At 37.4% G+C, this 23,885-nt stretch carries 17 protein-coding genes; 8 read left to right on the plus strand and 9 right to left on the minus strand.

What is annotated here, in order from left to right; genetic code table 11:
* Nucleotides 1-12: 12 nt before the first annotated feature.
* The 6 genes from CCS77_RS06610 (at nt 13) to rpsR (ending at nt 5,053) form a co-directional block, all read left to right on the plus strand.
* Entirely contained in the window at nt 13-831 is an 819-nt protein-coding gene (locus tag CCS77_RS06610; RefSeq protein WP_012140069.1) for an HDOD domain-containing protein, read from the plus strand.
* Nucleotides 828-2,747 (plus strand): RNB domain-containing ribonuclease, encoded by a 1,920-nt coding sequence (locus tag CCS77_RS06615; protein WP_107916928.1) that lies wholly within the window; start codon nt 828-830, stop codon nt 2,745-2,747. The genes CCS77_RS06610 and CCS77_RS06615 overlap by 4 nt, the downstream gene beginning before the upstream one ends.
* Nucleotides 2,740-3,738, plus strand: coding sequence for a DNA polymerase III subunit delta (gene holA / locus CCS77_RS06620; RefSeq protein ID WP_107916929.1), 999 nt, complete (start codon nt 2,740-2,742; stop codon nt 3,736-3,738). The genes CCS77_RS06615 and holA overlap by 8 nt, the downstream gene beginning before the upstream one ends.
* Nucleotides 3,739-3,815: 77 nt before the next feature.
* The gene (rpsF, locus tag CCS77_RS06625; RefSeq protein ID WP_103601748.1) at nt 3,816-4,235 is read left to right on the plus strand and encodes a 30S ribosomal protein S6; all 420 of its coding nucleotides are present in this window, start codon (nt 3,816-3,818) and stop codon (nt 4,233-4,235) included.
* 13 nt (nt 4,236-4,248) lie between these two features.
* Nucleotides 4,249-4,776 carry a single-stranded DNA-binding protein gene (locus tag CCS77_RS06630; protein WP_107916930.1) on the plus strand — a complete coding sequence of 176 codons (528 nt, stop codon included), beginning with the start codon at nt 4,249-4,251 and terminating at the stop codon, nt 4,774-4,776.
* A 16-nt stretch (nt 4,777-4,792) separates the two neighbouring features.
* Entirely contained in the window at nt 4,793-5,053 is a 261-nt protein-coding gene (rpsR, locus tag CCS77_RS06635) for a 30S ribosomal protein S18 (RefSeq protein WP_087582546.1), read from the plus strand.
* Nucleotides 5,054-5,628: 575 nt separating this feature from the next.
* Here rpsR and hpf read toward each other — a convergent pair.
* The 7 genes from hpf to fliW all read right to left on the minus strand — a co-directional run bounded on the left by hpf (nt 5,629) and on the right by fliW (nt 17,382).
* On the minus strand, nt 5,629-6,156 hold the full coding sequence (gene hpf, locus CCS77_RS06640; protein WP_004317788.1) for a ribosome hibernation-promoting factor, HPF/YfiA family: 528 nt from the start codon (nt 6,154-6,156) through the stop codon (nt 5,629-5,631).
* Nucleotides 6,157-6,236: 80 nt separating this feature from the next.
* A complete protein-coding gene (locus tag CCS77_RS06645; protein WP_107916931.1) occupies nt 6,237-6,686 on the minus strand; it encodes a type II secretion system protein in 450 nt (149 codons plus the stop codon).
* Nucleotides 6,686-7,618, minus strand: coding sequence for a prepilin-type N-terminal cleavage/methylation domain-containing protein (locus tag CCS77_RS06650; RefSeq protein WP_107916932.1), 933 nt, complete (start codon nt 7,616-7,618; stop codon nt 6,686-6,688). The genes CCS77_RS06645 and CCS77_RS06650 overlap by 1 nt, the downstream gene beginning before the upstream one ends.
* Nucleotides 7,615-8,259 carry a prepilin-type N-terminal cleavage/methylation domain-containing protein gene (locus CCS77_RS06655; RefSeq protein ID WP_107916933.1) on the minus strand — a complete coding sequence of 215 codons (645 nt, stop codon included), beginning with the start codon at nt 8,257-8,259 and terminating at the stop codon, nt 7,615-7,617. The genes CCS77_RS06650 and CCS77_RS06655 overlap by 4 nt, the downstream gene beginning before the upstream one ends.
* A complete protein-coding gene (locus CCS77_RS06660; RefSeq protein ID WP_236635252.1) occupies nt 8,253-12,314 on the minus strand; it encodes a hypothetical protein in 4,062 nt (1,353 codons plus the stop codon). The genes CCS77_RS06655 and CCS77_RS06660 overlap by 7 nt, the downstream gene beginning before the upstream one ends.
* 261 nt (nt 12,315-12,575) lie before the next feature.
* Nucleotides 12,576-16,940 carry a hypothetical protein gene (locus CCS77_RS06665; protein ID WP_107916935.1) on the minus strand — a complete coding sequence of 1,455 codons (4,365 nt, stop codon included), beginning with the start codon at nt 16,938-16,940 and terminating at the stop codon, nt 12,576-12,578.
* A gap of 58 nt (nt 16,941-16,998) precedes the next feature.
* Nucleotides 16,999-17,382 (minus strand): flagellar assembly protein FliW, encoded by a 384-nt coding sequence (fliW, locus tag CCS77_RS06670; protein WP_103647732.1) that lies wholly within the window; start codon nt 17,380-17,382, stop codon nt 16,999-17,001.
* A gap of 112 nt (nt 17,383-17,494) precedes the next feature.
* Between fliW and CCS77_RS06675 the strand changes: the two genes are divergently transcribed.
* The gene (locus CCS77_RS06675) at nt 17,495-18,142 is read left to right on the plus strand and encodes an outer membrane protein assembly factor BamD (RefSeq protein ID WP_107916936.1); all 648 of its coding nucleotides are present in this window, start codon (nt 17,495-17,497) and stop codon (nt 18,140-18,142) included.
* 8 nt (nt 18,143-18,150) lie between these two features.
* Nucleotides 18,151-20,568: an endopeptidase La gene (gene lon, locus CCS77_RS06680; protein ID WP_103601898.1), complete on the plus strand. Its 2,418-nt coding sequence runs from the start codon at nt 18,151-18,153 to the stop codon at nt 20,566-20,568.
* Nucleotides 20,569-21,575: 1,007 nt separating this feature from the next.
* Here the strand turns inward: lon and mrdA are convergent.
* Both mrdA and CCS77_RS06690 read right to left on the minus strand, forming a co-directional pair.
* A complete protein-coding gene (mrdA, locus tag CCS77_RS06685; RefSeq protein WP_107916937.1) occupies nt 21,576-23,396 on the minus strand; it encodes a penicillin-binding protein 2 in 1,821 nt (606 codons plus the stop codon).
* Nucleotides 23,393-23,884, minus strand: coding sequence for a hypothetical protein (locus CCS77_RS06690; RefSeq protein WP_103621256.1), 492 nt, complete (start codon nt 23,882-23,884; stop codon nt 23,393-23,395). The genes mrdA and CCS77_RS06690 overlap by 4 nt, the downstream gene beginning before the upstream one ends.
* Nucleotide 23,885 lies beyond the last annotated feature (1 nt).

Genomic DNA, 23,885 nt, shown 5'->3' on the forward strand with positions numbered 1-23,885 from the left:
GAGTCACTTTACATGAATGAATCAATTTTTAAAAAAATCAAAGCGCTTCCGCCACTAGACGACACTGTCATACAGATCCAGCGCCTACATGCTGACGAAAATAGCTCGATAAATGACCTCACAAAAGTGGTCGAGAAAGACCCTATGCTAACAGCAAATATCTTGCGTTCAGCAAACTCACCACTTTACGGATTTTCTCAAGAGATCACAACTATCGCAAGAGCCATTTCACTTTTTGGCATGGCTACTATCCGCGGTTTTGCGCTATCAAGTGCCATTAAAAAGACCTTTTCTATAAATTTAGAGCCATATGACATTACCGCACAAGATTTTTTAAATATCTCAATCATGCAAAATGCTTTGATGTATCACTGGTACTCTAAGATAAAACCTAAAAATCTAGAAATTCTCTCTCCTGCTTCATTTATGCTTGAAGTTGGCAAGATCGTTTTAGCACATGAACTCACAGAAAATAACCAAGTTGCTGAGTTTAAAACAAAGTTAAAACAAATTTCATCTACCTATGATCTTGCGCTTTTAGAGTCTGAAATTTTAGACATCACAAACGAAGAGGTCACGGCTAAAATTTTTGAGCAGTGGAATTTAGAGATCGAGCTTGGAAATTCTATCCTCTACTCAAACACTCCAGAAGAGGCACCTGATCATATAAAAGAGTACGCAAGAGCGTTAAAAGTAGTAAAAACAGCGGTTAATATCTTTAACCAGCTTGATGATGTGAGCGTAAATAACGCAACACTTCTTATAAACGAATATGGCTTTGAGAGAGATACATTTTTAATGGCTGTTAGCAAAGTCAAAGACAATTTGTGAAAGAATTTTTAACATCACTTCTAGTTGGCATCAAAGAAAAAGAGATATCAAACGAAGATAAAGAGATCTTACGTAATCTCCTAAACCTTGGTGCCGTAAGCTTACATAAAGATAAATTTTACCTAAACAACGGCTATGTCTGCGGCAAGCTAGACATCAGCCAAAACGCAACTGGCTTTATCATGCCATTTGACAAGCGCTTCAAGCAAGATATCATCGTAGAAAATAAAAATTTAAACAACTCTCACCTTGGCGATATCGTGTTAGCAAAGCTTTTGCCACTTAAGAAAAAACGCCAAAGCGCTAAGATAGTGATGAGCCTAAAGCTTGCAAATGAGACTAGTGTGGTCTATACAAAACGCTTTGGGGCGGCCATTTTAGGGGTAAATTTAAAAACTGGGCTAAGCACAACCCTAAAGGCAACTCAAAAAAGCCTAAAGATGCTCCCACTTGGGACGCTACTAAAGATAAACAATCTAAACAACGAAATAGTCGAGGTTTTAGGAAATTTAGAAGATCCGCTAAGCGATGAGAAAATTTCGCTTGCTATTTATAATAAAAATGATAAATTTAGCGAGGCTTGCGAGCTTGAAGCAAAGGCATTTGGCGATGAAGTCGATGCTAGCATGTATCCAAACAGGGTTGATCTAAGAAATTTAGATTTTTGCACGATCGATCCAGTCGATGCTAAAGACTTTGACGATGCCATATATTTTGATGATAAAAAGCGCGAAATTTACGTAGCAATCGCCGATGTAAGCGAGTATGTGACCGCGTATAGCGCCATTGATAGCGAGGCTAAAAAAAGAGGCTTTTCTATCTATTTTCCGCACATTTCAGTGCCGATGTTACCACGAGCACTTAGTGAAAATATCTGCTCGCTAAAACCAGATGTGCCGCGCCTTGCATTTTGTTTTAAAATTTCACTCGATGCAAACAACGAGGTAAAAAAAGAGGAACTTTTTGAGGCGATAATCCTTTCAAAAAGACGCTTTAACTACGATGAGATCGATGAAATTTTAGAAGACAAAAGAGAGTGTGAAATTTCATGGATCAAGCCACTTTTTAAACTCACCACGAAGCTTCGCAAAAAAAGGCTTTTGCACGCATTTGACTTTAGGACAAAAGAGCTTAGAATGAGCCTTGATGACGAGGGTCAAATTTCGCAAACTAGGTTCGAAAGCGACTCCGACTCACACAGACTAGTTGAAGACTGCATGCTTTTAGCAAACAAAGCTGCTGCAAAGCTCATCACAAAGGGCGTTTTTAGAAACCACGCATCGCCTGATTTTAAAAAGATAGATACCTTGCTTGAAGACTTGCAGCTTTTGGGGCTTGACTTTACCTACGAGAGCGACCTTGCAAATTTGATAAGAAAGATCCAAGCAAAGGCCGATGAGCTGGGCAACCGCGAAGAGATAGATAAGCTCATCATCAAGTCTCAAAAAAAGGCTGAATACTCAAGTGAAAATTTAGGCCACTTTGGGCTTGGATTTGATAGATACACGCACTTTACAAGCCCTATTAGACGCTATTCTGATCTTATTTTGCACAGGCTTTTAAAGGCTAAAATTTCAAAAGATGAGAAGCTTTACAACTTCTTACTTTTAAACATCCAAAGCACCTGCGCAACCTTAAGCGAGCTTGAAAGAGAGGCCGACAAGGTGGCCTACGACTTTATGGATAGGAAATTTGCACGCTGGGCAGTTGCAAACATCGACAAAGAGGTGCGTTGCTACGTGAGTGAAAACCAAAATGTTTTGGTCGCTAAGCTTGATGATCATTTTGTTGGAGCTAGGATTTTCATCACTGGATACAGCGCAAATTTACTTCAAAAGCTTGTCGTAAAGATCACAGAGGCTGACATCGCGAGCGCTAAAATTTTTGCAAAAGTGGTAAGAAAGATCGATGTATAGAAAAGATTTGGAGCTAAATTTAGCAAATGCAAATTTAAGCAACTACTTCTTGCTTTTTGGCGCGGATGAGTTTCAGATAGAGCTTTTTGGCAAGGAAATTTTAAGCATTTATGCAAGCGAAGATGCAAATTTATTAAGCCTTTATTTTGACGAGTACAACTACACACAAGCAAGCTCTCACCTAAGCGAGCAGTCGCTTTTTGGTGGCAAAAATATCCTCTATGTAAAAAGCGACAAAAAGATCCCATCAAAAGAGCTAAAAGAGCTCATCTCACTTTGCTCAAAGAGCCATGACAACTACTTTTTGTTTGAGCTTTATGAGGCCGATATGAAGCTAGTTTTTGATACGCAAAAGGCATTTGGGACAAATTTTGCTAGATTTTTTAAGCCCTCAAACCCAGATGAAGCGATAAATTTACTAGCTAAAAACTCAGCTAAGATAGGACTAAACATAACCAAAAACGCACTTTATGAGCTTTATTTTACACATAATGAAAATTTATACCTTGCAGCAAGCGAGCTAACAAAACTAAAGAGCCTAAACACCCACATCGAACAAGACGATGTAAAAAGGCTTGTTTTTGGACTTGGCGGGATAAATTTTGATGACTTTTTCAATAAATTTATGGCTCTAAAAGATATAAAAAACGACTTTTTTACCTACTTAGAAGATCCAAATTTTAATGAAATTTTACTTCTAAACTCACTTTACAAAGCATTTTTTAGGCTGTTTAAAATTTACTCTTACATCAAGATAAATGGCCGCTTAAATTTAGACGAAGCGATCGGTTATCAGCCACCTGTAAATGTGGCAAATTTATTAAAAGCAAATAGCTTAAAGATAAGTTTAAATGCCTATTTGGAGATATTTAAAACGCTAAATTTAGCCGAGCTAGAGCTAAAAACAAATACAAAAATGGATAAAGAAATTTTCGTTTTATCAACCATTTTAAACCTCCAACACCTCATATCAACAGCAAATATTAAGTAAATTTAAGCTAAAATCCACCCTTGCTTAATGCAAAATCCTTGCTCACAAAGTGAGCTAAATATCCATAAGGAGAAAAAATGAAACATTACGAGCTTTTATTTATTCTTAAGCCGACGTTGACGGAAGAGGAAGTTAAAGCTAAAGTTGATTTCGTAAAAGAAGTCATAACAAAAAACGGCGGCGAGATCGCTACTGTCGTTGAGATGGGCACTAGAAAGCTAGCTTATACCATCAAAAAATATGAGCGTGGAACATATTTTGTTATCTACTACAAAGCTCCACCAGCACTTCTTGCAGAGCTTACAAGAAACGTAAGGATCACTGAAGATATCATAAGATTTTTAAGCGTTAAATATGAAAACAAACGCGAAATCGCAGCTTGGGAAAGACTTTGCAAAGGTATCAAACAAACTATCAAAAAAGAGACTCGCGAGCCAAGAGCACCACGCGAGCCAAGAGCTGAAAAAGTAGACGAGCAAACATTTACAGAAGAATAATCAAGGATAAAAAATGTTCAATAAAGTAGTATTAGTTGGAAATTTAACCAGAGATATAGAGCTTAGATATACTACTAGCGGCGTTGCCATAGGAAATTCTAGTATAGCTGTGACACGCAAAATCACCTCAAATGGGGAAAGAAGAGATGAGACTTGCTTTATTGATATATCATTTTTTGGCAAGAGTGCAGAGATAGCAAACCAATATCTCAACAAGGGATCAAAGCTGCTTATCGAAGGAAGACTTAAATTTGATCAGTGGACCGACAATAACGGACAAAATCGCTCAAAACACTCTATCGCCGTTGAGAGCATGGAGATGCTTGGCTCAAATAACCAAACGCAACAAGGCGGATACTCTATGAATAGCCAAAATAGCGGTAGCTACGGACAGCAAGGCGGATATCAAAATAACCAATATAACCGCCAACAAGAAGCTAGGCCACAAGCTGCGCTACAAAGAAAGCAAGAGAGTTATTCAGAAGTTCCTGATATAGACGTTGATGCTGATAGCTTCAACAATGAAGAAATACCGTTTTAATTTTAAAGGATAAAAAATGGCAGAAAAAAGAAAATATTCACGCAAATATTGCAAATTTACAGAAGCAAAGATTGATTTTATAGACTACAAAGATACTTCACTTTTGAAGTATTGTTTGTCAGAGAGATTTAAAATCATGCCAAGACGCCTAACTGGCACATCAAAAAGATACCAAGAGATGGTAGAAAAAGCGATCAAGAGAGCTCGCCACGCAGCTATCATACCTTACATAGTTGATCGCAAAGACGTAGCTTCAAATCCTTTTGAAGGTCTATAATCCATAAATTTTAGCCCTATTTTGGGGCTAAAATCTTTTAAATTTATCTCTTAATTTTTACTATATCTAATCTTTTATTAAATTTTCTCATCAAATTCTTAAATTTATAAGCATTTCAAAAATACCAAGCTAGCCAAATTTATCTAAATATTGTCTAATTTTTAAATTTGCCTCGTAAATTTTTCACGCTTTTTGAAAACTTTTTTATAAATTTACTAGCCAATTTTTTAAATTTTATAAGCATTTTAAAGCCGTCAAAGTAGCTATATTTCTCTAGACGTTGTCTATTTTTTAAATTTACATATTAAATTTCATCAAGTTTTTTGAAAGTCTTTTATAAATTTCACTCGTTATATTCTTAAATTTATGCACCATTTTTAAACAACAAAATATTTAACAAATGCTTTTTAAATTTAGCTACGCAGTTTTATATTATTTAGCAAGTTAAATTTATGGCTTGCACATCAAAATACCGCCACACAACACAAAACGCTGGACAATACAAAATAAAATTTGAAATTTAAAACAAGAATTAAAAGTAGATAATAAATTTAGGGGCAAAGCGCCCCCTAGTTTTAGTAAAGACCAAAAGTTCCGTCTGTTCTTTTGTAGATGACGCGCATTTTGGCATCGACATCGTTAAATACGTAAAATTGTTTATCGCTTGATTTTAGTTTATCAAGCGCTTCTTCTACCTCAAGAGGTTTGTAAATTTCAAGCTCCATAGGCACGATCTCCTCAACACCTTCGATCTTTTCTTCGCCTATTCTCGAGCGAAATTCTTTATCATCAGCCTTGCCTTTTACTGTAAATTTCTTATCGTGCTCTCTTCTTAAAACTTTTGAAGCCTTTTCGATAGCAAGATCGATCGCTGCATAGAGATCTTTGTCTTTTTGGCGAACGACTATCGTGTCTTTATGCGCCATATTTAGAGAAAATTCTGCATTAAAGCCCTTTTTACCTTGCTTTTCGTCTGCTCCTACTACGCATCTTGCTGAGATGATGTCAAGGTTGTACTTGCCAAGGGTATCAAAAGCGTCTTGGATGTAGTTTTTGATAGGCTCTGTTAGCTCAAATTGTTTTCCAACAATGCTTATGTTCATCGCAATCTCCTTTATAGAAAGTAAGATGATTATAACACGACGAAACTAAAAGCAAATTAAAGTAAAATCTTTATAAAATTTTAAAGTTTCTGAAGAGTTCGTTTGTGAAAATTTATAGGATTTGAGGCTTTTCCCGGTTTTGAACTGACAAATACATCAAGCATTATTGTGCCTTGATTTGCTCCTTTTACTATCACAGCATCTTTGTTTTTACAAGCATTGCCCATATCGCCAAAGTATTTTACATATACTTTAAAAGTAAAGAGGTCGCCAAATTCGCCAGCTATCGGATTGTCTTCACTTGCATTTTTGCTTTGGTTCCCTAGACAAGTGGTGCTAAAGTCATTGCTTATGATAGCTAGCATGGCGTATTCTGTCGCTGCACGAGCTACTAGCTCGCTTTGCTCTCTTAGATAAATTTCACTATTTTGCTTAACTGAAGTACTAGCGATCGAAAGAGCTAGCATACAAATAGAGCTTGCGATCACCACAAAAAATATCGCTGCAATGAGTGTAAATCCTCGCCTCATTAATAAACCGCCTTTGACTTGCAGATAGTTATCTCTGAGTTTTTTGCCCTCATGCAAAGTTTTAGCACGATGACGCCATTTTTTTCAGTAAAGACAAACCTCGTAACGTTTTTAGCAAGGGTTGCCTTTTCGCCATTTTTTTTATATTTTTCTCCCATCCATGGACGATAGTCGTAGTATAAATTTAGATCAAAGACGCCGTTTGCCGCATCTTTTGGATCAGCGCTTTGCTCTGGCACTATGGCATTTGCTGTGTAAGCTAGATGATACTGCTCTGAAATTTGTTTGCCATCAAATCCTGAAATTTCTAGCGTGTTGCCATCAGTGCTTTTTACGCCAACTTTTGCTATGTCTAGCTTTGTAATATCACCTTTATATCCAAAAGAATCTTGCACATTATAATAAACATCAGAAAATATCGCTACAACGCCGCCATCTTTTTTTGTGAAATCAACACAAGTGGCATTTGTATCTTCCCTGCAAGTTAGATCTTTTATGGTTTCAACAACTTCGGTAGAAAAATTACTTCCAGGACTTATCAGACCAGTTGCTGGTGAGCTTTTAGCAAGATCTGCGTAGCCACTGTATCTGCCTGCTTTATTACTACCAGAAGGCACATCATTAAAAATTTCATACGCATAGGGGATAAATTCTAAAATTTCATACTTAGCATCTAAATTTACCCCACTATCATTTAGCGCCAAAAAAGCTCCATCAGTTTTTCTAGCGATCACGCTTGGCTTTATGCGGTGCTCTAGCCTCTTTGAAATTTGCTCCAGTGCGATCTCTGTTTGCGTCTCGAGCTCATTTACTGTCTTTGTTTGAAAGTAGTTTGAGTAGATGTTCATTATGGCGTTAAAGCTCATCATAGCAATGATACCAAGCACGACGATAACGACTACAAGCTCAAGAAGAGTAAAGGCTCTTTTCATTTCCACACTTTCGTATTTAGCGAGCCGCCCTCACCTAGATTAAAAGCGTAAGCTCTTAGCACTGATGTAGTCTCTTGTTTTGTGTTGTTTTTATACGAAGTAGCAGTTACAATTATCTCTTTTACGTCGCTGTTGTCTAGCCCTAAATTTGGCTTAAAATCCCCATTACCATTTTTTATTCTGACGTTATATTCTGAGCCAACTATATAGTCTCTGTTTTGATTTGTTGTGTTTAAATTTTTATTTCTTGTTTTGTAATAATCCACAGACCTCACTGCCGTATCAGGTACTAGATCTGATGAGTTTGTATAGGCAAAAACTCTATGCCCGTCGCCTGTTATTTTATTTATCTTATAAAATTCGTTTCTTTGATCACCTGGCTTTAAGATGATAGGAAAAAAGTAAGCCGTCTCAGCGCTACTGCCGCCGATGTTTGTTGAGACCTTGATGACCTTGTCACTAAAGGGAGCTTTTAAGATAAGCCCCATGTAGGTCTTAGCATTCATCAAGCTCTCTTGCGTAACCGCCTTTTGATTTAGCTCAGATGTGGTCTTTAATACAAGTGGTATCGACGTGCTGATGATCGCCACAACGACTATCGAGAGGATAAGCTCTATAAGAGAAAAGCCTCTTTTTACCAAGAAATTCTCCTATTTGTCTTATCGCTTAGATCATTAAAGTTATTTTCGCCGCCTACAACATTTCCTACGTCACCTTTGCTAGAGCCACTTTTTAGGGTCTTGCCAGCCCAGTCGCCATTTGGCACGAGAAATCTCACTGTGAAATCATTTGTCGCTGCGTCTTTATCAAATTCATTATATATGAGCCAGTTTTCTGTATGCATCTTGGCTATATCTGTAACTGCTCTTGGGTTGCTTACAAATATATAGCTTATGCCATCAACCGGTGATGTTCGCTTGGTCGTATCCTCGACCGTTCTTGAGTTTTCGTTTGTATAAGTGTAGTTGTTTACTTCGCCATAAGCTGAGCTATGAAGAGGATTTACGTACCATGAGTGCGTACCCGCAAACTCCTCCCAGCGAGCGCTTGATCCAGGTTTTTGCAATATAAATTTACTCTCGTCGCAGCCATTGCAATACACTCCGTAGTAAATTTTTGCCTTAAAGCCAGTGTTTGGTCCCTCATAGTAAGGCGCGTATGTCCTAGCATAGTAAAATTTTGCCGATGTTTTTGTGGTTGGCTTTTTGTAGTTGCCATTATTTTTTGTTTTATTTGTATCGACTAAGCTCTCAAACGTGAAAGTATCGCTTGTTACCTCAAAAGGATTTTTAGCTACATTTTTTTCACGTTTGAAATTAAATTTTAAATTTACATCAGCGTAGCCACCTTTAAACGCTTCTTTTTTGACTTCAAAGAGCCCTTCGTGCAAAGAAGATGGATGTACTTTTTCGACTTTACTAGCATCAAGATTGCCAAAAAACAAAATTTCACTATTTAGCTTAGCTAACCCATCTGTATCGTTTTTTAGTAAAGTGCCATTGTTGTCAGTATAGCCATTTATCATTTCTCCTACTTTTATCTTAAAGCGTGTATTGTTTGAGTAACAACCGTCTTTATATAAAAGTGCAGGATTATCATCAAAAAGTCTAGCTTTTACTTTAAAGCTCAAGATAGGAGTAAAGCTTGCACTGCTTTCATTTGCGATGTAGCTAATGCCTCTTGGCAAAATTTTAAACTCGCTTACTTCAAGATCATTTGGCTCAAAACCAAATTTTTTCTCACCAAATTCTATATCACAACCGACCTTGCCTTCGGTGTTTTCATCATTATCACTCTTATCAAGTACACAGTCACTATCTTGTGGTGGAGTTTTTTTATCTATGCTTGTATAACTTTTATCCACAACATAAAATTTAGCATTTCCGATATCAGAGAAAGAAAATCCCTCTTTATTTGTTTTTAAATTAGTTATAGTGCCTACCGCTTTTGCTGGATTATCAAAGGCTATTTTTAGTTTATTGTCTTCACTTAGTCTCTTTTTTGTATCTTCGGTGATTATGCACCCTGCCTTATCCACAGGCAAGATTGATACATTATTTTCTGTATAACGATTTACACCTGTTGCAGAGCTACCTGCGATTAAGGTATTTGTATATCCATTTGCAAGAGTTGCCTTATCTTTATCTTTATTGTAATTGTAAGCAGCCAAGGTTATATCTTTATAGTCTTTCCCTCCCACAAGTACGCTACTACCATTATATAAACCACCACTGCCTGACTTATCATAGAGCTGAAACATAGCTGGTCTTACAGCAAATGCATCAAAAGCTTCACACACTACCTTATTTTTATTTTTCAGTTCATCAAGATAAGTAAGCTTAACACGCAATGCTTTATATGCTCTTGGTACAGCTACTCTTACTTTTTCAGTATCTTTATTTGTAAAGTGAAGTGTTATAGACTGCTTTCCTAGTACAGATTCTTCATCACTACAATTTTCCACGAGTTTTAGATCCACATCAATAGGAAACTCTGGTGTTTTTGGAGTTTGATCTACTTCGCTATAGTTTGTTATAAAGATGTAAAATGGTTTATTTACTATCTTTGTAAAAAGCCTATTTTTAAAATCACCATTAGGGTCATTTTCCTTACTTCGTGGATAAAAGTTATTTTTTTCTTTTACAACCTCTAGTTCATAATTTTTTCCATCATCGCATCTGCTTATACCATAATCATATTGCAAGCCAGTATCATTATTTATAAATTTAGCTTCATATTCTGTTTTTTTATACTTATCTTCTATCTTGCTGTCAAATTGAACTCTTGCAAAGTTTCCTTGTCCATGAGTTAGTTCTCCGCCAATCGCATAAGTTGCATTTGTGCCTATATTATATTCTAAAGTATAATTATCGATCTTATTTAAGTATTTTCCATTATCGTCAAATGCAGCCCAATTCGAATTACTCAAATTTGTACCAGACGTTATTATTTTACTAGTATCATTCTCATAAATCATAGATTCAGGCTTTAATTTTACCCTCAATATGGCTTTATGGGCATCTTCATTGCCTCTGTTTAGTATTGTCACAGTTGATCTTAACAATGAGCCTTTTTTTACTTTAATTTTTGTGTTTGGTGTTATAGCTATCCAATTATTGACCCCACTTTTTATCGCAAGGTTTTCCTCGTAGCATACATCAGGATCATAAAGTAACGTAGAGAAGGCTACCATGCCGATATTTTGTCTATCACCATTAAACGTACCACTAGCTTCCGTGTACCCCTTAGCTTTAAATCTGACTCCAACATCTTCTTGCTTGTTTGTCATTTTGTCTGATATATCTATAAGGTCTAGATCCATCTGACCATTAAAAGTCCTGCCTTCAACAGCAGGTTTGTCAAATCTAGATATAGACGAGTTGAAAAGTTTACCTTTTGGATTTTGTAATGAAAAAATAGATTCAAATTTATTAGTATTTTTATTTTCTACCTGTATATCCTCTCCAGATACCTCTGGCTTACCACCAAACCCCATAAAAGCCAAAGTTGTTTTTACTGATCCGCTTTTTGGAGTATAGAACTCATCAAATTTAAGATCAAAGGATTGACTAGGTTCATCTTGATCGGCTGCATTTGGATAGATATCAGCCATACCATCATACAAATTTATAGATCTTGGCTTAACCCCTTTATCTCTGCCTTCTTCACCCATATCATAAACAATCACTAAACTCCAACCACCAAATTGAGATGCACCAAAGGACGAATTCCACTTGCCATCCGCATAAAGTATAGCACCATAAGGTGTTCTAAAAGTTTTTTGATAAGCTATACATCTCTCGTTTGGATCAATCTTTTCTGGGTAACCCCTCTTAAAACTTATTACTTTGCCAGTTTCTCTTGTCAATGGTACTATAGTAGATGCTATACCACCAACAGCAAATGTTCGTTTTTCTGGTGTTTTATCCTCTGGATTATTACCAAGACTATCTTGCACTTGCTTTGTTACATCAGCACTTGCCTGATAGACATAATAGTATCCACCCCTTCCACTTAGCGTAGCTTCTTCAGTATTGTCACCATTGAAACTTTTTTTTGTGATTATATCGCGATAACCCTGCGAAAAAGAGCCGACCAATTTAATATCATCTTTGCTAGCTTGCACCACAAAAGTACCCTTAGGGGTTTTAAAATTTACTCTTGAATAACCATATATATCTTTAAAAATTTCATCTGTATAGTCGGAAGCCAAATACCACTCTTTATATATAGATCCTCCCCAGTAAAGCCTAGCATACTTTATCTTACTGCCATCTACATATTTTTTTTCATGCTCGCTTTTACCACTAAATGTGAATGTCGCACGAGATGAATTTGGGAATTTGCTTGTACTAAGACTAGGTTCTTCATTAACATATCTTTTCTCAACAACAGGAGATGGGTCTGCGCCTGCTTTTGTTGGATCAAATTTATATCCATCTACTTTTGGTATGACGACAGTAGCCCCTATAACATCCATATCCCCAATAACACTTTTAAAACTACCTTCTTCTCTTTTTTTAAGCTTATTATTTCTAGAACTATCTAAATACCCTTTTATTTTCTCTATATTTTCTTCAACATAACATGATGTTTGACTATATATATAATACATATCATCCGCATCTTTCGAAGAAGCCTTTCCGCCATTTTTAGACGGCTCTATGCAGTGTTTAATTCCGTCTTGATCAAGCAAACATGTTCCGGCTTGACAAGTACCTGATGCTGGTGTACAAGATTTGTTAGTGTTTTTTACAAAACTCGTTCCTGCTGGATACACTGCATCACCAAAAATATAAATAAAAGAAAATAGGAATAAAAAAAGAATTTTCAAATTACAATCTCCATAATGTAACTAACATATTGGCATCTTGCCATAGTGGGCAAGTATATCTTTTTGGTTCTAAATGTATGCTTATTTTTTGAAATTTAAAATCTGAAAAAAAATGGCTAGAATCTACCAAGAAATTCTCCTATTTGTCTTCTTGCTTAGGTCTTTAAAATTTCCCTCTGCACCCACTACATTTCCTACATCGCCCTTTTCTGAGCCTTCTTTTAGTGTCTTACCAGCCCAGTTACCATCTGGCACTAGAAATTTTAGTGTAAAATCATTTGTTGTAGCATCTTTATTAAATTCATTATATATTAGCCACATATTAGCATGCATCTTTGCTATGTCTTTAACTGGCTTTTGATTGCTTACAAAAATTAGTTGTTCGCCATTATTTACAGCACTTACATTATTTCCTAAAACTGTATTATTAGAAAAGCTAAAATCATCAAATTTAAGCACTCCTACTTTATGTGAAGGATTTACATACCATGAAGTAGCCGCTGGGAAAGCCTGCCATGTGCCAGTACCACTTGTTAAGTATGTAGCTTTGTCGCAATCATCACAATATACACCATAATAAATTTTGGCAAAAAATCCATCTGCTGGACCCTCGTAATAAGGCGCATAGACCCTGCCATAGTAGAAATTTGCCGATGTTTTTTTGGCTGGAGATTCATATTTATAAGACTTAGAATTTATGATCGTATCTAAGTTGTCAAGACTAAAATCATCGCTAGATACCGTAAAAGGATTTTTAGCGTGATTTACTTTTCTAGCGAAGTTAAAATAGACTTCAGCGCTAGCTTTGCCTTCTTCAAATGCACTTTTTTTAATATAAAACATACCTTTTTTAGCGTTAGAACCAGTTAATTTTTTAGTATTTGATCCAAGAACTTCAAAAAATAAAATTTCTTCATTTGCCTTTTTAAGCGTGCCAACATTGCCGTTGTTGTCTGTGAAATTTAAAGGGACTTTATGCAGTTTTAGCTCAAAATTAGCCTCATTTGCATAGCAAGCATCGACATAAAACTTTGCAGGTAGATATTTTTCATCTGAGTATCTATAGTCGCCATAAAGCTCTGGATGCAGATTTTTTAATGTATCAGATAGTTTTGCAGTCACATCAAAACTAAGTTTTACTCTTTGCATGCCGTCATTGTCGAGATAAGTCACGTCGTCGTCTTTTATGATTTTTAAATTGCTTATTTGCATATCTTCTGGGATAAATTGAAACGTAACATTGCCTTCTTTTTTAAGCTCGATATCACAGCTAACCCTACCGATACCATCTGGATCATCTGCTGGATTGTTTGGATCAAACGCTGGTTTTCTATATTTTTTCACACAGTCATCGCCTCTTGGTGAAGCGTGCTGATCTGTTGAAGTATAACTGCTATCTACTACATAAAAAGTTGTATTGCCTATATCTGAGTATGAAAAGCCATCATTGCTATTTGCACTACGTGTGATCTTGCCAAGTCCTCCGCTTGCCTCTGTAAATTTTACATTTAGCCTGTTTTTGCTATCTAAAATGGCATTACAGACGTTACCATTTTTAGCTACAAGGCTTGCAAGTAGGCTATTTGCATAGCCTATTGCTAGATCGCTATCGTTTAGCTTCATAGCGGCAAGCGAAATGGTGTCATTATATGTCTCACCGCCTATAAAAGACTTTGTTGAAGTGTTTATGGCAGCACCTGTTGCATTATCCCAAAGCCTAAAGTGGCTTGGTCTAACGGCAAAATCATCTAAATTTTCACATGATACGATTTTCTCTGGTGCTGTAGGGTCTGTTTTTTTCTTAGGGTTAGGGTGTGAAATTCTAAATTTAAGGCTTTTATAAGCCCTATCTACTTTGATATCTTTTAACAAAACCTCACTCTCTTTATCGCTAAAATTTATATTTTTTTCATATAAATTTGATGCGGCGTTGCAAGACGTAACCAACTCAACCTTTACATTCACTGGAGAGTCTGGTGCTTTTTTCTTGCCATCTTCTCCGTAGTTTGTGATATAGATATCAAATGGCTTTGAGACTATCTGGGTTAAAAGTCTATTTTTAAAAGCCCCTGTGCCATCATCTGGCTTGCTACTTGGGATGAAGTCGTTTGGTTTGTCTCCTTCTATCTCGATGTTGTATTCATATGGATCACATTTTTTAATGTATGTATCATAAGGCTCTGAATTTACAACCATTGATTTATAGCTATGTCCTTTAAAGACTTTAGGCTTGTTATTACTTGGCGACGGATCAAACATAGTATCATATGCTACATAAGCATAATTGCCTGTATTTTTTTTAATTATCCCGCCTTTATCTGTGTCTGAGCCTTCTCCTAAGAAAAAGGTTAGTTCATTGCCATTTAGCTTTTGTAGTTTTGTATTGTCTTTGTTGTAATTATTATTCAATATATCCCTAGGATTATTCATCATAGTTGATGTATTTATATTTGGAACTACATATGTTGTCTCTTGAATGTATTTTTGACTTGAAGCTACAATGGCCTTTAAAGCAAAATTTTTAGCGTCTTCATTGGTTGATTCATTTTTTATCCGAACTACTGTTGTTAAGATAGTGTCTTTTGATACCTTATTTGGTTTATTTGGTTCTAATTTAGTAAAAACAAATTTGCCATAAGGGTTATTTTCGGGCTTGTTTGGCTGGTTTGGCTCTTTTTTATATATATACTCATCATAGCAAACTTCTGGCCTATACATACGACTAGAAAAACCAACTAAGGCTAGATTTGGACGATCTGCATTTACTACCCAGGTGGCTTTGGTTGCTGCAACTGTAAAACGTATCTGGGCATTCGTGTCTTCGTTTTTTATAAATTTTGAAATATCAAATATGTCTAGATCGATTTGGTTATTAAAATTCTTGCTAGGATTTATAAACTCTCCAAATTTTGTCATAGTTGAGTTAAACTGATTACCTTTTTTGTTATTTTCGCTGGTTACACTCTTAAAGAGACTATTATGCTCTGTTTTTATCTCTATATCATCACCCTCGACCTCCCTTCTGGCACCAAAAGAAAGCATCGTAAGTGTAGCATTTATATCTCCATATTTTGGATTACTAAGATTAGTAAAATCAATATCTATGTTGGAAGTTTTTGGGCTAAAATGCTTTGTTGTAATTTCATCATTTGTAAGCCATTCTGGTGCAAGCTTTTCAAGACCGTCAAATATACTAACCATCCTTGGTTCTATATTATTTTCTCTGGCCGTTTCATCATCAAAATCATAGATGATAACCAAGCTCCAACCAGCATATTGAGCTGGATATGTCTGCATCCAATATCCGCCATTTTCATTTTTATTAACTGGTGAAAACAATAATGAGCCAAATACGCCTAAGATTCCTCCTAAATCAACTTTTTTAGCTTTTTTTCCAGGTTTTTTAGGAGGTCTATCAAAATACCTATCACTATCCTCCAGAAAATCTTTTTTAAAAGGAGTGGTCGTAGCTCTGATATTTCCAGCATAAAAAGTTCTCTCCTCTTTTGTTGTTCCAAGACTCTTTTGAACGATCTTTGTTACATCAGCACTTGCAACATACATGTAGTTTATACCAGCTTTTACAGCCGTTTGGTGGTCACCAGATCCTTCATATGCTTCATAAGTCATTGACTGTGGTCGATACTCGCTGAACGAACCTGTCCAAAAGATATCTTCTGGTTTGGCGTCTATCGTTATGGCTTGTTCTTCACCAGGAACCTTAAAGTCTATCCTGCTATATCCTTTTATAAAGTTCAATGCATTTGATATAAAATCTGACGCTACTTCATTTTTAAATTTCCAGTTTTGATAGATGGAACTACCCCAGTATAGTCTGGCGTAGACCACGTTTTTGCCTTTAAGATTGTTTTGTATAAAGGTGCCTTTTTCGCTAAAGTCAAATGTAGATAAGGCCGAGTTTTGGCAATAACTAAGCTTATTTGGATTATAAATAAAATCACTTTGACACTGCGTATAGTTACTAACACTAAAGCTACCATCATTTTTAAAAATTTTTTCAGAATAAGTCGATGATTTGCCGTTAGTTGGACTCGGATCAAAGTTATATTCACCATCTCGCTGGATCATAACAGTAGCACCTATGGTTGCCATGTCACCATTTACTCTTGTATTTAGCTTGCCATTTACTATTCTTTGTTTTAACCCTACTGAAGAATGGTCATCAACAGCAGTTTTTAATGGCTCAAAGCCGTTTGAAATATAGCCATGATAGTGATCTAGTGCTAGTAATTTTGTATCTACCGTCCAAGTTATAGGATAAGTTGTTATGCAGTGAGGGATATTTTTAGGAGAACCATCAACATACTCTTCAATATCTGTAAAGCATAAATACTGTACATTAGTGCTATTTTCATTATAAGGTTTAGTAACTTTACAACCGATGGACTTTGCCTCGGCTAGTGTGCATTCCCTAGGCGCGCACCAACTAAATGCAATAACAAAAAAAAGAAGACATATAGTTTTCATTGTAATCTCCTTAACACAAAAGAAAACCAAGGATTGTTTTTAAAAGCCTCCCTGCGACTTACTTTTGTATAAAATTTTCTATCATCTCAGCTTGTCCGTATTGTGGATATTTTGTAACGTCTAAAACCACTTGAGACAAGGTCATATTGTCCATATTACAAACGATAGGAGCTACGAAATTCACGGTTGATTTCTCAAGCGGAAGCGCAACTACTATGATGTTATAAATTCTAAGTTGTGAGCTCTCTTTGATCTCCATAAGCTCTTCATAATAACTTGGTATGTCAAATTCGTAGCTTCTTAATGCAAAAGGATTTATCATAGTAAAAGATGTTTCGTCATCTTTGCTTGCCAGCTTAACAAAAAATTTATCAAGCTCAATCAGTTCCATCGTCTTGATATGCTCGAAGCCTAAAATAGGGCTTTTAACACTAAAAATCATACTGACTCCTGTTTTGTAAAATTACCTTATTTTAGCATAGTTTTAAAAAATTTATACAAAAATAATGGCAAAAAATGTAGAATACGTGAATTTAAACTTTTTAAGGAAAAGCATGAAAAGATTTTCTAAATTTCTAGCAGTTGTGGCTCTTTTAGGGCTTTTTAGCGGTTGTGCTGAAAAATACACCGAGCTTTACAATCTAAGCCCAGACGAGTGGTACGCTCAAGTCATCGCTGACATAAAAGATGGCGATCTGGAGTCAGCTGATAAACACTACGTTTCAATGGCTAGCGAGCACGTTGCAAGCCCACTTTTGGAGCAAATTTTACTCATCCTTGCCCAAGCTCACGCAAATGACGAAGAGTATCTCATGGCAAATCACTATCTTGATGAATACATCAAAAGATACGGCGATAACGGCCCAAAAACAGAATTTGCTCAATACCTAAAGATAAAAGCAAATTTTGACTCATTTACCCAGCCAAACCGCAACCAAAAGCTAATGGAGGATAGCGTAACTGAGATCGAAAAATTTCTTTATATGTATCCAAATACCGAGTATAAGCCGCTTATCGAGACCATGCTTATCAAATTTAAACTTGCTCTTTACTTCTTAGATATGCAAATAGCAGATCTTTACAAGAGAACTGGCCGTGACGTTTCGGCTAAAATTTACGAGCAAAAGCTAGAAGAGTCGCCGTTTAAAAACTCAGACCTTATCAAACCTGACGTGGCATGGTATAGAAAACTGTTTGAATAGGAGAAATTTTGCAAATAAACGAAAACAAAGGCTTCCCAACTGAGATCCCTATCATAGTTGAGGACGAGCTATTTTTATATCCATTTATGATAACGCCGCTTTTTTTAAGCGACGAAGAAAATTTAAAAGCTCTTGAGCTTGCCATACAAGGAGAGACGCCGATCCTTGTCGTGCCTACAAAGCCCCAGCAAGACGGCGCTAGAGACTTTGACGGCATCTATGATGCAGGCGTGATCGGCACGATAATGCGCCGTGTGCCCCTACCTGACGGACGCGTAAAAGTGCTATTTCAGGGCATCGACAAAGGTAAAATTTTAAAGCAATCAGGTATAAACCCACTCCGTGGCATCGTCGATATGCTCCACGTAAAGCGCCCATCACAGGTCAAAACTGACGCTCTCATCGTAGTTTTACGAGAAAAAGTAAGAGAGCTTTCGCAGTTTAGCCACTTTTTCCCACCTGATCTTTTAAAAACGATCGAAGAGAGCGCTGAAGCGATCAGGGTTTGCGACCTAGTCTCAAGCGCACTTCGTCTAAAAAAACAGATCGCTTATAGCTTTTTTGTCGAAGAAAATTTAGAACAGCGCCTACTAAAGCTCATCGACTACGTCATCGAAGAGATCGAGGCAAACAAGCTTCAAAAAGAGATCAAAAACAAGGTTCACTCAAAGATCGACAAGACAAATAAAGAGTACTTCTTAAAAGAGCAGCTAAAGCAAATTCAAGCTGAGCTTGGAGCGGACACGAGCCGTGAAGAGGAGCTTGAAGAGTACCGCAAAAAGCTTGATGCGAAGAAGAAATTTATGGCTGAGGACGCCTATAAAGAGATCAAAAAACAAATAGATAAGCTCTCTCGCATGCACCCAGACTCAGCAGACGCAAATACTTTGCAAAGCTACCTCGACTGGGTACTTGAAATTCCATTTGAAAACATAGCTAAGAAAAAGTCATCTATCGCTGAAGTGAGCAAGCACCTAAATGCCGACCACTACAGCTTAGAAAAGCCAAAAGAGCGCATAGAGGAGTATTTTGCTTTGCGTGAGCTTTTGGAGCTTAGAGGCGTTGGCGAAAAGGTAAATAACGGCGCCATTTTATGCTTTGCAGGCCCTCCAGGCGTGGGTAAAACAAGCCTTGCAAACTCGATAGCAAAGGCGCTAAAGCGTGAGCTAGTCAGGATCGCTCTTGGCGGACTTGAAGACGTAAACGAGCTAAGAGGCCACCGCCGCACCTATATAGGCGCTATGCCAGGTCGTATCGTGCAAGGGCTCATAGAAGCCAAACAGATGAATCCAGTAGTTGTTTTAGACGAGATCGACAAGGTTGGCAGAAGCTACAGAGGCGATCCGACCGCTGTTTTGCTTGAAATTTTAGACCCAGAGCAAAATAATAAATTTAGAGACTACTATCTAAATTTCAACATCGATCTTAGCAAGATCATCTTCATCGCCACAGCAAATGACGTGAGCATGATACCAGCTGCACTTCGCGACAGGATGGAGTTTATCGAGCTTAGCTCATACACCCCACAAGAAAAATTTGAGATCGCTAAAAAATATCTCTTGCCTCAAGAGCTTAAAAAGCACGGCCTAAAACCAAGCGATGTGAGCATTAGCAAAGAGGCGCTTGAGCTAATAATTAGCGACTACACAAGAGAGAGTGGCGTGCGAAATTTACGCCGCAGGATCGCTGACATACTAAGAAAAGTCGCCAAAAATATCCTCACTAAAAAGAACGAAGGCAAGATCAGCGTCACGGCTAAAAATTTAAAAGAGTTTTTAGAGAAAAAGGTCTATGAGATCGAGCCAGCGGATAAAAAAGATCAGATCGGCTTGGTAAATGGTCTCGCGTGGACAAGTGTCGGCGGCGATGTGCTAAGGATCGAGGCTATCAGGATCCAAGGCAAAGGCAATATGCAGATCACCGGTCAGCTAGGTGACGTGATGAAAGAGAGCGCTCAGATAGCATTTAGCGTGGTAAAAGTGCTGATAGATAACAAAAAGCTAAAAGTGCCGATGGCTATCGTGCCAAAATTTGATGATGACAAGCACAAGCTAGAAGCCAGCGACGTTTATAGACGCTACGACCTTCACTTGCATGTGCCAGAAGGTGCAGTGCCAAAAGATGGCCCAAGCGCTGGTATCACGATGGCAACTGCGATCGCATCGATACTAACTGACACAAAGGTCAAGCACGACATCGCAATGACAGGTGAGATCACGCTAACTGGCAGAGTTTTACCTATCGGAGGACTAAAAGAAAAGCTTATAGCCGCTCACAAAGCTGGCATCAAAACAGCTCTGATACCTCGCAAAAACTATGACCGCGACCTTGTCGATATCCCAGCCGAAGTAAAAGCTGATATGAAGATCATCGCCGTAGATACGATCGATGATGTACTAAAAAACGCTCTTGTAGCTAAAAAATAATCCCTACTCTAGCCCCATTTTGTCTCACTTGGGGCTAGGAAAATTTATAAATTTTGACGATCCTAAAATCCAAAAAAACGCCATATGGCACATATAAGTAGTTAATAAATTAAACAATATAACGCAAAAATTTCTAGTAAATTTTAAAATTTCATGAACGAGTAATTTCGGCTCTAAAATTTGAGCTAAGCGATAAGCGAAGCCAAATTTTAGTAGTCAATTCTTGCGAGTGAATGAAAATTTAAAATTTGCAAAATAGCAAATTTCTATTTTTTGAAATCACAACTTTAAATTTATAAACTCTTTTATTCAAAAGGGAGACAAGGGGACTCAAGTTACGAGGCCGTCCCCTTATCCCCTTTTTTTAAATCCTCCAAACTCCTCGCACGTTCAAGGTGCATGCAATGGCACCAAAGCGCTGCATGCGGTTTATGACAAGAAACTCAAACAAATTTTAAAATTTATGAGCAAGCATATCATGCTTTTAAATTTAGTGTCTAGTGACTATGAGCCATAAATTTTAGTAATCTGCTAAAGCGAGTGAGCAAGATTTTAAAATTTGACTTGCGATATAAAATTATCAAAAAAGAGACAAAAAGGCTTAAATTACGCTCTGCTTGTAGTTACGAAGCTCACGAAACAAAAAAGCTCCCTTCTTCCTTAAACAATCCCTCTTCTCTGGCACGTTCAAGATGACATGCAACTGTGCAAAAACTCTGTATACGGTTTTGGTTAAATTCGAGCAAATTTTAAATGGTATTTTTTGCTCTAAAATTTGAGCTAAGCTGCAAGCAAAGCCAAATTTTAGTAGTCAATTCTTGCGAAAGAATGAAAATTTAAAAGTTTGCAAACTTTATATTTTTTGTTTAAAAAGGATAAAAAACTTGAATTACATTCTGCTTGTAGCTTGAAAATCAAAAATTTAAAAAAGAATATACTCAAAAACTTCCTCATATTTACATATAAGCTTCAAAATCCTATGGCTTGCCTCTACATACTCAAAAAATCTATTTCTTATCTTTCTCAGTCTGGACTTTATCAAGTTTTATATATCCCATTTCAACTAGCTTGTTATAAATTTGAGAGATTTTTGGTCCAGCAGCGCTACCACCGTGACCACCGTGTTCAACAACCATCGTTATGACGTATTGTGGATCCTCAAAAGGCGCATAGGTCGTCATCCACGCGTGAGATCTTTGCAGATACGCCATATCTTCTTCTTTCATACGCTTCTTTTCAGTTTGCGAGATGCCAACGACCTGAGCTGTTCCAGTCTTTGCCGCAACCTTTACAAGACTTCCCACAAAGTGCCTATTTGCCGTACCTCTTGGGTGATTTGCCACCTCATACATCGCATGCCTAATGGCAGGTAGCTGCGACTTTTCAAACGGCGTAAAAGCATCATCTGTTGGCGTAAAATCAACATCTTTGCCATCGATGCTCTTTAAAAAATGTGGCGTCACATTTAGCCCAGTTGCAAGGCCTGCTGTGTATTTAGCCACCTGCATAGGCGTGACTAGAAAATTTCCCTGTCCGATAGAGGTGATGAGCGTCTCGCCTTGAAACCACGCCTTGCCATACTTCCTCATCTTCCACTCCCTGCTTGGCAGCGTCCCCACAAACTCGTTTGGCAAATCAACCTCTGTTTTTCTACCAAAACCCATACGCTCAAGTATCGGCACAATGGCATCTATACCTATCTTTTGACTACCCTTGTAAAAATAGTCATCGCAGCTCTCTCTAATGGCTGTGTTCATATTAACCGTGCCATGACCATGCGAGTTCCAGCAGCGAAATTTACGCCCTCCAAGCTCATACGAGCCACTACAAAAAAAGCTATCATATTTGCTCATACCATTGTCTAAAAAGGCAAGAGCCATACCCATTTTTACGACAGATCCTGGCGGGTAGAGGCCGTTTATTAGCTTATTTGTAAATGGGTGATCGACATTTTTTACAAGCTCTTCCCACTCAGCCTGAGAAATTCCAAGCACAAAAGGATTTAGATCATATTCAGGAAAGCTTCCTGCTGCGATTATAGCGCCATCTTTTAGGCTCATAACTATGACGCTTCCTGCATCCTTACCAAAGACGTCAGCGACAAACTGCTGAAGCTCAAGATCGACGGCGAGCTTTATGTTTTGACTTTGTGGCGCTTGATAGCTCACCTGCTCGATCTCTTCATTTAGCGCATTTACCTTGATCTTTTTAAAGCCTTGAATTCCTTGCAAGATAGGGTTATAAAAGCGCTCTACGCCGCTTCTACCGATATAGTTTGTAAGCTTTGTCAAAGGGTCGTTTTCCATATCTTTTTGATTTGCCCTACCGACGTAGCCGATGATGTGAGAAGCTAGGTCGTTGTATGGATAGTGGCGCTTTGAAGCGGGTCTTATCTCTAAATTTTCACGCAGAGAAAGTGGCGCAAAAAATGGCAAAAATTTATCATAATCAACAAATTCGACCACGTTTATGAAGTCTTGGTTGTAAGCTGAGTCGTTTTTTATGTATTCATTTTTAAGTTTGGTGACGTTTAGATCGCCAAATAGCGAGCCGATATAGGCTAGCTCATCGTCTAAAATTTTCACCTTTTTGTTTGCGCTAAGGTGCGGCCTTACATAGATAGAAAATCCTAGGCGATTGACCGCCATAGGCTTGTCGTGCGCATCAAAGATGATACCTCTAACTGGTGGGATGTAGATAGTTTTTATCGCATTTTGCTCAGCGATCTCGTTGTAGTAGGTGTTTGAATTGACACTTAGGTGGTAAATCCGCCCCAAAAGCATGATCCAAAAAAGAGCAATCACGCCAAAAACGATACGCATCCTCATAGCACTTTGTCCCTAAAAAGCACGATAGCAAGCACACTTTCAAGCGCTATGAAAAATAGATACTCTGCGCTAAAAGTCAAATTTGGTTCGTTTAAGACGTAGGCAAAAAGGTTATTTACAAGAAAGGTTAGCACATAGCCAGAGGCGACAAAGATTACAAGCAGGCAGTTTCGCCACTTCATCGTCGTATATAGCCAGTCTAGCACGAAGTTGTAAAATAGCAAAAATGCAATGATAGTTGAAAAGAGATAAAAGCCATGAATTTGCTCAGCAAAGACCAAGAAAACGAGTGAAAAATACCACGAAGGCTTAAACTCATCATACTGCTTTTGCTTTCTTGAATACTCTAAAATCATATATGTAAAAAAAATGCCAATAAGTGGCGGCAAGAAGCCAAACTGCGTAGTTGCGATCTCGTAAGAGAGCAAAAAAATAGCCCACCAAAAGCCTTTGAAAATTTTAATGTCTAAGCTGCTTATGGTTTGCATT

It is taken from the genome of Campylobacter concisus, assembly GCF_003048375.1.
Classification (GTDB): Bacteria; Campylobacterota; Campylobacteria; order Campylobacterales; family Campylobacteraceae; genus Campylobacter_A; species Campylobacter_A concisus_T.

Bases quoted from the DNA above. Each gene is read 5' to 3' on its own strand.
- CCS77_RS06690 (WP_103621256.1), bottom strand. From the start codon at position 23,884: ATGCAAACCATAAGCAGCTTAGACATTAAAATTTTCAAAGGCTTTTGG.
- mrdA (WP_107916937.1), bottom strand. From the start codon at position 23,396: ATGAGGATGCGTATCGTTTTTGGCGTGATTGCTCTTTTTTGGATCATG.
- rpsF (WP_103601748.1), top strand. From the start codon at position 3,816: ATGAAACATTACGAGCTTTTATTTATTCTTAAGCCGACGTTGACGGAA.
- CCS77_RS06650 (WP_107916932.1), bottom strand. From the start codon at position 7,618: ATGAAAAGAGCCTTTACTCTTCTTGAGCTTGTAGTCGTTATCGTCGTG.
- CCS77_RS06610 (WP_012140069.1), top strand. From the start codon at position 13: ATGAATGAATCAATTTTTAAAAAAATCAAAGCGCTTCCGCCACTAGAC.
- fliW (WP_103647732.1), bottom strand. From the start codon at position 17,382: ATGATTTTTAGTGTTAAAAGCCCTATTTTAGGCTTCGAGCATATCAAG.
- hpf (WP_004317788.1), bottom strand. From the start codon at position 6,156: ATGAACATAAGCATTGTTGGAAAACAATTTGAGCTAACAGAGCCTATC.
- CCS77_RS06665 (WP_107916935.1), bottom strand. From the start codon at position 16,940: ATGAAAACTATATGTCTTCTTTTTTTTGTTATTGCATTTAGTTGGTGC.
- CCS77_RS06630 (WP_107916930.1), top strand. From the start codon at position 4,249: ATGTTCAATAAAGTAGTATTAGTTGGAAATTTAACCAGAGATATAGAG.
- holA (WP_107916929.1), top strand. From the start codon at position 2,740: ATGTATAGAAAAGATTTGGAGCTAAATTTAGCAAATGCAAATTTAAGC.
- CCS77_RS06645 (WP_107916931.1), bottom strand. From the start codon at position 6,686: ATGAGGCGAGGATTTACACTCATTGCAGCGATATTTTTTGTGGTGATC.
- CCS77_RS06675 (WP_107916936.1), top strand. From the start codon at position 17,495: ATGAAAAGATTTTCTAAATTTCTAGCAGTTGTGGCTCTTTTAGGGCTT.
- rpsR (WP_087582546.1), top strand. From the start codon at position 4,793: ATGGCAGAAAAAAGAAAATATTCACGCAAATATTGCAAATTTACAGAA.